8 protein-coding genes and 2 tRNA genes are annotated in these 12,654 nt (G+C 47.0%); 2 read left to right on the top strand and 8 right to left on the bottom strand.

All coding sequences use genetic code 11. The features are described from left to right. The first annotated feature begins 139 nt into the window (after positions 1-139). Positions 140-229, top strand: a tRNA-Ser gene (locus tag ENN47_08780). Positions 230-244: 15 nt separating this feature from the next. Beyond that, positions 245-321 (top strand) — tRNA-Arg (locus tag ENN47_08775). 11 nt (positions 322-332) lie between these two features. On the opposite strand, the gene ENN47_08770 is transcribed toward ENN47_08775, so the two are convergent. The 8 genes from ENN47_08770 to ENN47_08735 all read right to left on the bottom strand — a co-directional run bounded on the left by ENN47_08770 (position 333) and on the right by ENN47_08735 (position 12,637). Beyond that, on the bottom strand, positions 333-1,055 hold the full coding sequence (locus ENN47_08770) for a PH domain-containing protein (protein ID HDP78258.1): 723 nt from the start codon (positions 1,053-1,055) through the stop codon (positions 333-335). After that, positions 1,045-3,957 carry an exodeoxyribonuclease V gene (locus ENN47_08765; GenBank protein ID HDP78257.1) on the bottom strand — a complete coding sequence of 971 codons (2,913 nt, stop codon included), beginning with the start codon at positions 3,955-3,957 and terminating at the stop codon, positions 1,045-1,047. The genes ENN47_08770 and ENN47_08765 overlap by 11 nt, the downstream gene beginning before the upstream one ends. Beyond that, positions 3,950-7,027 (bottom strand): ATP-dependent nuclease subunit B, encoded by a 3,078-nt coding sequence (locus ENN47_08760; GenBank protein HDP78256.1) that lies wholly within the window; start codon positions 7,025-7,027, stop codon positions 3,950-3,952. The genes ENN47_08765 and ENN47_08760 overlap by 8 nt, the downstream gene beginning before the upstream one ends. Before the next feature lie 238 nt (positions 7,028-7,265). Next, positions 7,266-8,387: a hypothetical protein gene (locus tag ENN47_08755; protein HDP78255.1), complete on the bottom strand. Its 1,122-nt coding sequence runs from the start codon at positions 8,385-8,387 to the stop codon at positions 7,266-7,268. A gap of 33 nt (positions 8,388-8,420) precedes the next feature. Then, positions 8,421-9,668: an MFS transporter gene (locus ENN47_08750; protein HDP78254.1), complete on the bottom strand. Its 1,248-nt coding sequence runs from the start codon at positions 9,666-9,668 to the stop codon at positions 8,421-8,423. 209 nt (positions 9,669-9,877) lie between these two features. Next, on the bottom strand, positions 9,878-11,242 hold the full coding sequence (locus ENN47_08745; protein HDP78253.1) for a TRAP transporter large permease subunit: 1,365 nt from the start codon (positions 11,240-11,242) through the stop codon (positions 9,878-9,880). A gap of 10 nt (positions 11,243-11,252) precedes the next feature. Further along, positions 11,253-12,320, bottom strand: coding sequence for a deacylase (locus tag ENN47_08740; GenBank protein HDP78252.1), 1,068 nt, complete (start codon positions 12,318-12,320; stop codon positions 11,253-11,255). A gap of 56 nt (positions 12,321-12,376) precedes the next feature. Next, positions 12,377-12,637 (bottom strand): hypothetical protein, encoded by a 261-nt coding sequence (locus ENN47_08735; protein ID HDP78251.1) that lies wholly within the window; start codon positions 12,635-12,637, stop codon positions 12,377-12,379. Positions 12,638-12,654: the final 17 nt, after the last annotated feature.

Below are 12,654 nucleotides of genomic sequence, written 5' to 3'. Positions count from 1 at the left end.
CTCATTTCAGTAATTCAAACTCAAAGAAATGAGATAGGAGAGTTGGGAAACGCTTAACCAGTGTCCTTTGAAGAGATTTTCAAGACTTACGTTGCATTGACACCGCAACCTCACCGTGATAGAATGAACTCTGTAGGGTGGAGAGATGGCCGAGAGGCCGAAGGCGCGTGCCTGCTAAGCACGTGAGGGTTTATACCCTCCGAGGGTTCGAATCCCTCTCTCTCCGCCATTGTATTGTTTATGGGTGCCCGTAGCTCAGCTGGATAGAGCGCTAGACTGCGGATCTGGAGGCCGGGCGTTCAAATCGCCCCGGGCACGCCATTAATCTTTCTTTATAAAACCATTTCCTTTAATTTTTCCATCACATCTTTCGGTTTCGATATGCCATATATGCAGTTTGCTGGGTTTGCAACAAACTCTTTCTCAGTGCTGACGCTTCCCACAAAGGCTCCCCCACGAAGGTTCTGAGTTCCTGCATCGGTCGTAAAGCCTCCCATTACCCCTCTATCTCCCGAACCCATTCCAGACGAGGTTACAGGAATCACGTGACCAACTCCCATTATGAGTTCGAAGAAGTTTCTCTTTAGCATGACGTTTGTAATGTGTCTGGCGACAATCATATGAGAGTTTGCGCTGAACATTCCGTGGGTAATCTCCACTCCGGCATCGCTGAACTCGTACTTGAAAGATTTCCTGTAAATCTCCACGAACATGACACCGAGCAGCCCCGCTACCGTGAAAAGAAGTACCGGCCCGTTGTCGAACAACGGTTTGAGATCATTGTAGGTCTTCTCGGGGAAAACGTACCTTATCAACCAGCCGGCAGCATTCAAGAGCGCCGGCCAGAAGAACCAGCCGAATCTCCTTCGGGAGAACGCCAGTAGAATTCCTGGAACTACTGTCAAGGCTATCCAGATTGCTATAAGAAAAAGGCGATTGTTTCCGTCTATGCCCGACAGGTCAAAGTTCAGATAGAATATGATTCCTAGAAAGAAATAGTAAGGATAGATGAAGTACCTGATCATAAAAGAGCGACGTGTTGGTTTAAGGTTCATTCGTATCGCCTCCGGCTTTTGAGACCATTTGAAGGAGTTCCGTCTCAAAGCTCACTTGATCTTCAAGTACAATCTTCTCTGCCTTTCCGTCTTTAAGAAAGAGCAGTGTTGCTTCAACGGGGGACAAGAGATCTCTGAGAATGTAGAGGTAGAACCTCATCTGGAATCGGTACTTTTCGACGAATCCGGGACTCCAGTTCGCATATTTGAAATCTACAATCCTCCACTTTCCGTCCTTCAAGTATAGTTTATCAACAATTCCGATCAAAACATACTTCCCGAACCCATGTTGAAAGTGGAATTCGCTTAACACTCTTTCGGAATCTTCAATTTCCTTGATGATTTGATGTTGGACCAGTCCTGAGAGAACTCTCTTCACTTCAATCAGATCATCGTCGCTGAAGCTAACCCTGTCAACAGAGACCGGTCTTCCTCCGTCGATGATCGATTTCAGAGTTAGGGGAAGTCCTTGAACACTTTTCATTCCCAGCGGTTCCAGGATGCTGTGGGCCAGTAACCCGATATTTGCCTTTCGCTTCACGAGGTCCGGACTTCCGGCATCTAATGCAGTTTCGAACTCGGCCTCGTAGTCAGAAGTTATGAAGGTCGGCGAGAGGTATTTGACGTAAGAAGAATCGGCAACCGGCATTACCGAAGCGATTTCCGGCAAAGAGAATTCAGTTCTGGAGGACCTGTCCTCAAGGGAAGCAAATTCCCCTGGAGAGAACGGTTCGGCTATTTCCTTCAAGAAACTGTTTATCTCGCCGCTTTCCGGCTCTAGCAGAGATCCTGAAAGCAAGATTGACCATGGGCGTGAAGAGTCTCCTTTTCCGTTTAAACTAAGAATAAGCATTTCACGTGCCCTCGATAAGGCAACATAAAGTGTCCGCTTCTCTTCTTCCAGTTCCTTTTCCTCTTCCTGTCTCGCCAGTCGTCCAATTCGGCCCTCTTCATCTTTGTCAGGCTTACTCTTCGTAATGAGAAATCCCTTCTCATCAAAGAAGAGCCGCTTACTGGAGTTTCTTTTTTTCCAGTACATGTCGGCAATTACGACAATAGGAAACTCCAATCCCTTCGACTTGTGAACAGTAAGTATCTTGACGCTATCCGACTCTTCTGTCTCGAGAGTGGCTTCAGATTCATCACTTGAATCAACAAACGCCCTTATGTTTGAGGAAAGCTCGCGGAGGGAACTACCCATTCTATCAAGGTCCTGGGCCAGCTCAATCAGCTTCTTCACGTTGGCAATCATTCTCTCGCCGGACTTAAGTGTTGACAGCTTCGCCAGATACTCAGTTTCATCAACAAATCTCTGGAGAATATCGCTCGGGGAGAGCACATGTTTGAGCTTCCCAAATTTATCGAGCAGCTCCTTCAACTGAAAGAATCTTCCATCGTTGCTTTCCTGCAGAACGAAATACAGCGGAACACGACTCATGCCTTGTCTGACCCTCAGAGAGAGCATTTCATCAAGTGTAGCTCCAAAGGCCGGTGATAGCAAGAATGACGCGAGATTGTTATCATTCAAGGGATCGACGAGGAGATCAAGCCAGGATAGGGGACCGGTGACCTCCGGCCTTTCGTAGAAGTTTCTGCTGCCGACGGTATAGAAGGGAATATTCATTTCTTCGAGAGCTGCTTCGTAACTCGTAACTCTGGAAAATGTTCTCAGGAGGATAGCAATATCTCCAGGAGTTATTTGACGCTTTAGGCATCCTCCTGACTTGTTTCTGAAGACAATTTCCTCTTCGAGAAGCGCCCTTATAGTCTTTGCCACTCCCTTTGAGTCGTCTGAGTTCTCGCTGCCAATTATTCTCACTCTTGAGGAGTTAGTGTCAATTTCGTAAGGGATCGATTCGACGTCTTCCCCATAAACTGAACGAAAGAATTGGCCTTCAGTGTTCTCTTGCATCACTCTCTTGAAAAATCTGTTCTGGAATGAGACAAGGTCGGGATGTGAGCGTCTATTGATCCGGAGATTCTTGACAGCTGCTCCGCTACTCTTGAAGGTATCCATTGTCTTGTTGAAGACCGAGACGTCTGCTCCTCTGAAACGGTATATGGATTGCTTTGCGTCACCTACGAAGAAGACATTGTTTTTGCCATCGGACTTGAGTAGTCTGATTATCTCGTTTTGAAGCTCATCTGTATCCTGAAATTCGTCAACAAAGATGTATCTAAACCGATTGCTGTACTTCTGCTGCACATCAGGCATTTTCAGCAGAAGATCTCTCGTTCTGGTCAGGAGTTGATCGAAGTCCAGGAGGCCGGAACCCGTAGTTCTCATTTCGTAATCAGACAGAACTGCCCTGTAAGATTCCGCGAATGCCTTCGAACCGTCGATGATTATTTCGGCATCCGAGCCCAGATCTCTGCCTGAACACTCAACGGGGGAGGGGTTAAGATAGAATGAGTGCCTCTCCCTCGACAATGCATCTTTCATCAATCTAAACGCCTTATCGAGTCCCATCAGCCGAATGAGCGGCTCAATAGATTCCAGGTTCTCTTCGAAGTAAGTCCTGACAACCTTTTCCTCAAGTGAGGATCTCCTCATTCCGTTGATAATCTGAAATCCCGGATCTATGCCCGCGAAGAGGGCGCACTCCCTCAGTATCCTTTCGCAGAAAGAGTGAATGGTGGAGATCCAGGCGTATGAGAGCTTGCTTCTCAAGAACTTCCACTTCCCCGGTTCACCGTGAGAGATCCTGAGATCAAATTCGCTTATTACACGGTCCTTCATTTCTCTTGCAGCCTTATTCGTGAAGGTAATTGCAACCACGTTGTGGACATCAAGCTGCTCGCCAAGCCTGAATGCTCTTTCAAATACTCCGACATACTCCTTAACCAGTGTATATGTCTTCCCCGTACCGGCAGAAGCGGTGACAAACATGTCGCTATTCACTATCTGATCCACCTTCCCTCCAGGTGATCGCTCTCTTGACAGCTGCGAATTTGCAGTTGTAGCACTGGTTTGAAGAACGGATGAACGAGGGTGGAAATCTCCCCGAATAGATTCCTTCGGTTATCTTCCGGAGCCATTCAAAAAGCTCAGACTCCCTAACGATTCTTTCTGTTTTTCTCTTGTTCGCAAACTCCCAGGACTTCTCTTCGTCTGAAGAAATCGTTCTAAAGGCAGATTTGTTAACTACTCTTCCTATCAGTGTCTTGAAACCCCCCCCTGCAACATAGTATCCTTTCTCTTTAAAGAGTTTGTCTGCAACGATAGAATACAGGAGAAGCTGCTTTTCGTCACCGCTGTCGCCTCTTTTGTAGTCTATGAGATACATTGCGCGGCTCGATTCATCGAGATCAAGTCGATCGATTTTGCCTCTCAAGAAGAAATCAGACTGCAGTTCTACCGGTTTCGTATCTCCAATTCCGAAGGCTTTCTCGAAAGCGAAAGGAACGAAATCCCCCTGCATGAAGTTCGGTTTCTTGGATTCTCTTTCAGTAATGTAGTCCCTGAGAATCTCTTTAAGCCTTTCGAATTCAAACCGAAAGACTACCTCGCTATCGTGCATCAGGTGTCTGGAGATATTCTCGGAAAGAGAGCTCTGCCAGTCCTTGGTCTTTCCGGAAAAGAAATCTCTAAGAACGGAATGGAAAATGTTTCCCTCATCGAGGGCTGTTAGCTCAAAAATCCTTTCCAAAGAGACATCGAGACCTACAACGTAGGAAAGAAAGAATGAAAATGGGCAATCGTCGTAGGACTTCAGACGCGAGAATGAGAAGACCTTGCCGACGATCCTGCCTAGGTCTCCTGTATTTTCGACAGACCAGCTCAACTCCCTTCCAAACTGGGTAAGGACTGAATCGAGCGGTTTCAGTGGCCCGAATTCCTTAAGATCGTTCCATGCTTCGCTTCTGAACAGTCTTGCTGCCGCAATCTTCAGCTCTGATTCACTCATCGATGATCCCAGTTCCGGAATATATCCGAATCTTCTGCCGGCCCTTCTCCCTTCCCGGAGGATTTCACACCCCGAACTCTCCAAAACGCTCTTCAGGTAAGGAGATGGAAGAATTGGTTCACCGTCAACCGTTGACTCGGGAAGAGTAAACCTTACAGACTCAAGTGCCGAACTTACTGATATGTGGAGATTCAGTCTCTGGTGCATCTCCTCATCCAGAAGAAGATCCCTGGGCTTGATCTCCCCAAATTGGGTGAAACTGTACAATGGATTCAAACTGACATGAGGATATGCGCCGTCCACGAAGCCGGCAAACAGCTTGATCTTCTTCTTCGAAAAGCGCGAATTTATCAGCGATTGCACTTCGACTCTGTTTGCTTTGCTCCTCGAAAGAGGGAATTTGTCATGCCTGAGCACAACCATTAGATACCTGTAGTACTCTTGCGGAGAGATCAGCTCCTTGCCCATGAACTTGAGGAGTTTCTCCAGATCTGTAAGAGTGTGATCGAAGAGCCTTCTAACTGCCGCGAATTCCTGCTCCTGCAAGTCATTCTGATACTCATCAAAAGCATCTGTCAGTGAGAGTTCCTTCTCCCAGCCAATCAACATTTCACGATAACTTCCCACCGACCTCTTTCTCAAGCTTCTGAAAGGTTCAAGAACGCTGAAAATCTTCTCAATTGCGGGCAGAAGATCGCCTTCAATACGTTCAACGATTCCGGCAAGCTCTTCCGCAGCGCTCAGTTCAAGCTCATCCTCGGCCAGTGAGATTATGGCCTCGCGCCTCGCTTCAATGTGATGAACAAGCCTTCCAAGGTGTTCCTGCCACGAGAGTCTTCTCTTTTGGAGCGACAGCCTGAGACCTGCCCTCTCGTATATTATTCTAGACATTGAAGATACGTACTCAAGAAATTTCGAATCTATTTCTCCTCCATAACCGGAGTCGCCCATTGCGATGATCTTCTCAGGCGGGAAACCCAGAACAGCAGTCTCTAGAGGAAGAATCAACCTTCTGATCGAGAGAGAGGAGTAAAGCTGCTCATCACCTTCAATTCTGCAGGGAACCCCATACTCGCGGAGCTTTCCCGAGAGCAGTTTTCTGTAAGCGAAGAAGTCCGAAGCGACAACTGAGATGTCGCCCGGTTCGTGCCCCGATAAGAGCAAGGATTTCACAAACCTCGATATTCCCTCAATCTCCGCAAAGATATCGGGGTAAACGACTATATCGACCGATGCGCAGGCTTGCTTTCCGCTTGCGGATGAGAAAAGAGAGTCTTTGAAACTCTCGAATTCACTGGAAGGAGGAGTCTTTTCGAAAAAAATCCTTCTGACCTCCAGTTCCGGTAGATTCTCGCCTATTTCATCTACCGTTTCCAGAATCGAATCGATATTCGAGAACAGGAACTCCTTTCCGGGCTCTTGGGGAACGGTGATGAAGACCTCGTCATAAGCTGGAATTACGGCCTTGAAGAAATGCTTAAGGGCGTGACTGAAGTCGTGGAACCCATCGAGGAATAAGTACCTGCCGAACTCCCCGCATCTGAGATCCCTTTCGCAGTCATCGATTTGAGTGTAAGCATCGAAAGTGTCAAAAATTCCCTTCTTTGATAATCTGTTCTGAAGCTCGACATAGATTGACTCGAGAATCGCCGACACCTCATCGTCTTCAGAGAACATCTCTCCAAAACCACCGTTTTCCTTTACGTCGTGCACCATTTCAAGCAGATAATCGACGAATACCGGCGAATCGGCGAGTTCTTCTCTTCCGATTTGATCGAGAATATCCCCAATTTCCATTCTTATCAGATGGTTTCCCACATGGATCGATGCCGGATTAAGTGCGCTGAAAAGCTCGACGGCAAACTGATCCATCGCAAGAAATCTGGAAGCGGGAATCGTTCCAACTCTTGAAATAAAGCTTTCTCTGACATATCTGACATGATCTCCGGAAGGACCGACAAAAAAATAGGAAAACGGGTCTTCCCTGTGCGCTGCCTCTAGCTCTTGAAGCATTCTTTCCGTTTTTCCGGAGGCCGAAGGCCCGATGAAAAGCGTGATTCTCATATATATCCTCCCACTAGTAAGATTCTATCACCCGCGAAGGAGTGCCGACAAAGAGCCGCCGAAGTGCGGAACTTTTTTCGGAAAGAGATGCTCAGTTCAATCTTGAAGAAAATCAAATCGAGATTCCTTGAGGCAGATTAACTTCTTATTCGATCTGCCTGTTTATGCAGCTCTTGACTCCAGTAACGTGGAAAGGCTTAATGAGGAGTTTCGGGACCTTTGATGCAGGCAGCTCGTTTCAATAGTATTCGATTATCCTCTCAATTGCTGACAAGAGACTGAACTCATTGCTTTTCTCTTTATACAGCCGTTCTTCAATCCAGTTTCCTCTAGAATCGAAAGTGTATTCGATCCTGAGGTGGAGTTCTCCCGCAATGTATTCTCTGGAGGTAATCAAGCCGGTTGAATCATAACTGTATTCAGCGATCACCACTGTTTCTTCTCCGCAGAAGGCCTCAAGAAGAACAACATCTCCCTCAGCATTTCTTGAAATGGTTGTCTTGAGGGAGCCCGAGTATTCTAGAGAGACATAGAAGGGCTCCACAGGGAGTGATACCCAGACGGTCCCTTCCACCTCTTCTTCCATTTCACGCTTTTCGACAATTTCAAAGTACCCGTCCGATACTCTTCTCAGACTCTGAACGACTGATCCGCCTGAGAAAGTGTTGGTTTTTCTATCGAAAATGAAATCCACATCGCTGATCGTTGTTCCTTCGTTCAGAGAAAGCGCGTTGTTTATTGAAAAGATCTTCGAAAGGCGAGAGTCGTCATATTCGTAAACTGTCCTCGAAGTGAGCTTGCCGCTTCCATCAAGAACCGATTCTTCCAGAACTCTGCCATCTTCGTCCAGAATGAGTTTGGTCTTTGAAAGAACCGCGCCGAGTTGATTTGTCCTCACTCTGTGTATCTCCCGACCTTCTCGTTCATAAGTGATCTCGACTCTTTCGACCAGTCTGTGAGGTCCCAGAAGCGGAGGCCAGTAGTCATAGGTCTTCTCTTCAATGACCCTGCCGTAAGAATCATAGCTGAACTGTGTTTTGGAAGTGAAGTTTGCACTTGCGTTCCTGTAATATCGACTCTCCAGAACCAGGCCGGCGGTATCATATGTATATTCGATTCTGCTGTATTCCCTTCCATTCGTATGAAGTGCGGTAATAACCGGCCACCCTTGCTGAGAGAATACCTCTATTCGCTTCGACTCCCTTTTCTGTGGTTTCATGACGCCGTTCTCTTCACTGTAGGTAACCTGACTAACCGTTATCCTTTCGATATTCCCTGAAGCACTCTCGATCTCTGACTCAACGGCTAGTGCTGCCGTCGAAAGAAGAATCATAATTATTGCTATGCAGAGTGCTCTCACAAGATATCACCACCGTTCGAGTAGTATTGTTGACTAGACCCCTTCCTGTCCACTATCTTTGACTGTTCTGGGAGGGTTAAGTTTAACGAAAGCGAATAGACAGAGCATTGCTGCTCCGGCTATCGTAATTGCTGACCCCACTCCCAGTTTGTCGGCCATGAAGCCAATCAAGGGAGCGAATATCGCCATCAGCAGAGTCTTCAACTGTGATTCTACCGAGAGACCGGAAGCCATTGTTTTATGATCTATGTTATCGCTTATATAGCTGATGTTGATGGGGCGTCTGAAGTTCTCAAGGATGAACAAGAAGAAGAAGGTGAGAACGGCCAAGACTTGCAAAGCGAAGATCTGAAAAATACCGCTAAATATGATTAGAACTGCACCGAAAATGTAGGTGTAATTTAGCGCTCTCGCTTCATTTCCAAACTTGCCGCTTAGTCTTCCGGCGTTTTTGGATGCATAGCTAGTGGCAATGTAGATCACGAAGTAAACTACGCCTACGATTACGGACGTCCTCTGTTCTGCGCTGAAGGCAATCATTATTGGTAACCCGAAAGCCAGGGCCTTGAGGATCGGCTGAAGATATTCCTTTACAACTTTAAAGAACGCATCGTAAAGAGAGGAATTCAACACCCCTTTGAGAGCGTCTCCACTCCTGAAAATACCCAGGAAGGCTTTAATCGTTTCTCTTTTTTCTCCGGATCTCAACTCGCCGTCAAGTTCCTTGGGATAGAGCATCAGGTTGACGAGATTGGCGGCATAAGGCAGGACAGAAGCGAGGAATACTATCTTGTAGCTGCCCGAGTAGAATACCAGGAAGGCAGCTATTAACGCATTGACAGCCGACCCCAACTGTGATGCCGCTCGAGTCGCTCCGTAATAATGAACCTTTATATCGGTCATCCCATTGATTCTCAAGTATTCCAGTATCATTGCTTTGTGGGTTCCGGTACGGAAAGCTTCTCCGAATGCGAAGGCTATCATGGCTATCATATAGACATAGAAACTGGGAAAGAAGTAAAAGACAATGAAGGACGAAAGATAGGACACCATTGATAGCACCATAGATAACCTTCTTCCGTACAAGTCGGCGATTATTCCAGTTGGGAGCTCAAGGAAATTGGTGGCCACCTCTCTCACGGAAATGAGAGTTCCTATCTGGAGAAAGGAAAGTCCCATCTCCCTGAAGAACAGAATCAAGAATGGATCAAAGAAACGAAGATTCTTAAGAAAACCGTACGCAGCGAATCTGTAGAACTGACTGTCTCGTTTAATCTGCAACTACTACCCCTCCCGAAGAGTTTAGCTAGAGAAATTATACTCTGGAAAAACTCTCCGGGTAAGGTAGTTCTACTTAATGAGAAAGATTCTTAAAATTAGCGGGATGAGTATCATGGCGCTCATGACCCACTCCCATTTCTTGGCAGTCTTGTAAGCCGAATATATTAAGACAGAAGCTAGATACACTGCAATTGCAATATATACGAATGTCACGAGACCGGCATCTCCTTTCTCTTATCTACTAAAAGAAGCGCGATCGCAACTATTACAAGACCAGCTATGAAAAGCGGATAGAAGTACCAGCTGTTTGCGAATCTCCCCACCGCGTTCGAGTAGATTATGGTAATGGTAGCGAATATCATCGTAATGAAAAAGGCCGGCATCGAGCTAAGCCAGATCTTGAAATAGTTCTTCTCTCCTACCACATGAGCGGCGAATATACCGGCAAGGGCCGTTGGCGGCACCATATCTCCAAGACCGGCGAGCAGAGAGAGAGCCGAACAGACGACGATATCATTATTGCCGAGAAAGGCAAGCAAGAAGGGAACTCCAAGCACTGAGGCAGAGCCATAAGAAGAAACAGCACCAAATGCCGGAATGCCAAGAGCGATTCCTGCCAACAGAGCTCCTTGCGGAAGGCCATTTAGGAAGCCCACAATGAGACCGCGTACGCCGTTCAGAGTCATGATCTGAATAAACATTCCCACACCGATTAGTATCGAAAGAATACCGAGAGAGTTCTGTATGGCCGATATCGAAATCTTAAGGAGATTGCCCTTTGCTCCCGTTATGGTCGCTACTATCGCGGAGAGCATGAAAATCAGGGGCAGACCGAGAGAGAAGCCCCAGCTCACGTTTTCCAGAACCATAAGTATTACCATCAGAATCAGAGGCAAGTACACTGCAAAGCCTTTGATCGGTTCCCTCTCTCTAGTCTTTCTGAATTCCTCGAGATCGACCGGCTTCACCCGGCGAGCTCCGATTATGAGCGAGGTGACGATTGCCAGTGGGAAGGTCATCAGAAGAAGAGGGGTGGTGAATCCAATATAAGGCATGTCGACGCCCTGACCGATGATCATTGCGGGCAAGTTGATCGGAGGCGCAATCATGCCATAGATTCCGCTCATTGCGATTATTGAACCTGCTCTTCGCTTGCTCAGTCCGAGACTCTTCAGCACCGGGAAGGCAATCGCACCGGTTGTAAGAACTGTAGCCGTTGACGACCCGGTTATCATGCCGGCAATCATTATAAAAAAAGTGAGCAGTACGAGAAGAAAGGTTGGTTTCTTGTGAAGGGCGATCGTCATGTTTCCTGCAATTGTATTTAGAAGGCCCGACACTTTGATTGACTCCATAAAAATCATAGCAGAGCCAATCACAAGTATGGTGTCTATGTAACCAAAACCACCTTCCACGAGATGCCTGAGAGGGAAGAACTCCCCGAAGGCGATCGAACCCGCCAGCGCGGAGAACATCAACGAAACGGAAATAGGGATCTTAACAACAGCCAGACCCACAAACGTAATCAGCATTACTAAGAAATACCAGACTTCAGGCGTATAGATGACATTCACCCCCGGAAATTCAGTTCAAATAAGAGAATATCCCGTTTTGCATGACTTCCTCATAAGACGGTAGATTTTCGACTTCAATCGTTTCACCTATCATCATTTCGTAAGCGCCGAAAAGAGATCTTATTATCTGAAGCTGTAAACCTGCCCTGTGGCTCAATGGATAATCGGGGTCGTTGATAACGTCGTATCTATCTCTCCATGAATCCTGTCCTGGATTTGGTGTCTCCGAAAGGAACGAAAGCGAACCTGTGGCATCTCCTATCTCTAGATGGCTGAGACCTCTGAATGCCTTGTTTGATTCTTCAAGCTTCATTGAAACACCATGGAAGGCTTCTATTTCCATAATCGCCACGGCCCCGATTTCCAGCGCATCGGGATGACAGACCAGAGTGTAAGCCAGGCTGCTACCAGATCGTTCATTTCCCTTGCTGTCGATGTAGCTGTCCGGTGTTCCACTCTCATGCATGTCAAGATTGAAATCTACGTTCTCGGTTTTTGCGAGCTGGATTATTGCGTAAGCAAGTTGTTGAGTAGGATTTCCATCTGCGACTCCCGGATACTGCCTGTTCAAATTCCTGGATTCCGCCCCATCATCGAGAGTGAAATCAGACTGAGCATGTTTGAAGATCTCAGGATCAGGAATGCTCTGATCAAGCGGATCGGTTCTTCTGTCGCCGTACACTAGGAACCTTGTGCCGGATCTGCCTTCAATCGGTATAAAATGAGGCGCCTTTCCCGTTTCGTCAGCTATTGAAGCCGCGCTGATATTTGAGAAGGGAACTACGATTACCCTGCCTCTCGTAACTGCAACATTTTCTATGAAGACTATCGCTGCGGTCGAGGCCGAGATCTCTCTAGCATGAGTGCCCCCCATCAGAAGAAATGTCGGTCCATCGACGCCACTATCCATGAAATACACGGGAGTATCCATATTCGTGTTTCGCAGGGGAGAGAAATAGTCAGACAACCAGCCGATGTCGGTAACACCGTATCCGGGGCGTACGTCCGGTCTGAAAAAACTTCCGAAGAGTATGGAAGTTAAAAACAGAGCCACAATTAATACTGCTTTTATTCTCATTAATTTTCCTCCAAAGAAATAAGGGGCGCAGGAGCGCGCCCCTTCTATTCACATTGCTATTTGCAGAAGTATTCGGCCAGTACGTCTTTCAGGTCAACTGTCTTTTCAAAAGTTGCCAGGGGAACTCCGGCCTCTTCGCTGAACGATGTGAAGAAACCATCTAGATCGGCGTCTGCTTTTACAAAGTATGCATCTGCAAAAGGTGCGAGTTCGGTGACTATTCTGTCGGAAGACGGGCCCCTTCTCGATTCGCCTTCCAGATTGCAGATAACTACTTTCACACCACTTTCTTCTGCCGCTTCGGCGAGTGACTTCACTCTCAGGATCTCTGCCT

The organism is Mesotoga infera, assembly GCA_011045915.1.
Lineage (GTDB): Bacteria > Thermotogota > Thermotogae > Petrotogales > Kosmotogaceae > Mesotoga > Mesotoga infera_D.
The sequence above is the reverse complement of the archived record's forward strand: the minus strand, read 5'-3'. Positions and strand labels throughout refer to the sequence as shown.

What these genes read in the sequence shown, in the direction of transcription:
- ENN47_08770 (HDP78258.1), bottom strand. Translation starts at nt 1,055, where the DNA reads ATGAACCTTAAACCAACACGTCGCTCTTTTATGATCAGGTACTTCATC.
- ENN47_08760 (HDP78256.1), bottom strand. Translation starts at nt 7,027, where the DNA reads ATGAGAATCACGCTTTTCATCGGGCCTTCGGCCTCCGGAAAAACGGAA.
- ENN47_08740 (HDP78252.1), bottom strand. Translation starts at nt 12,320, where the DNA reads ATGAGAATAAAAGCAGTATTAATTGTGGCTCTGTTTTTAACTTCCATA.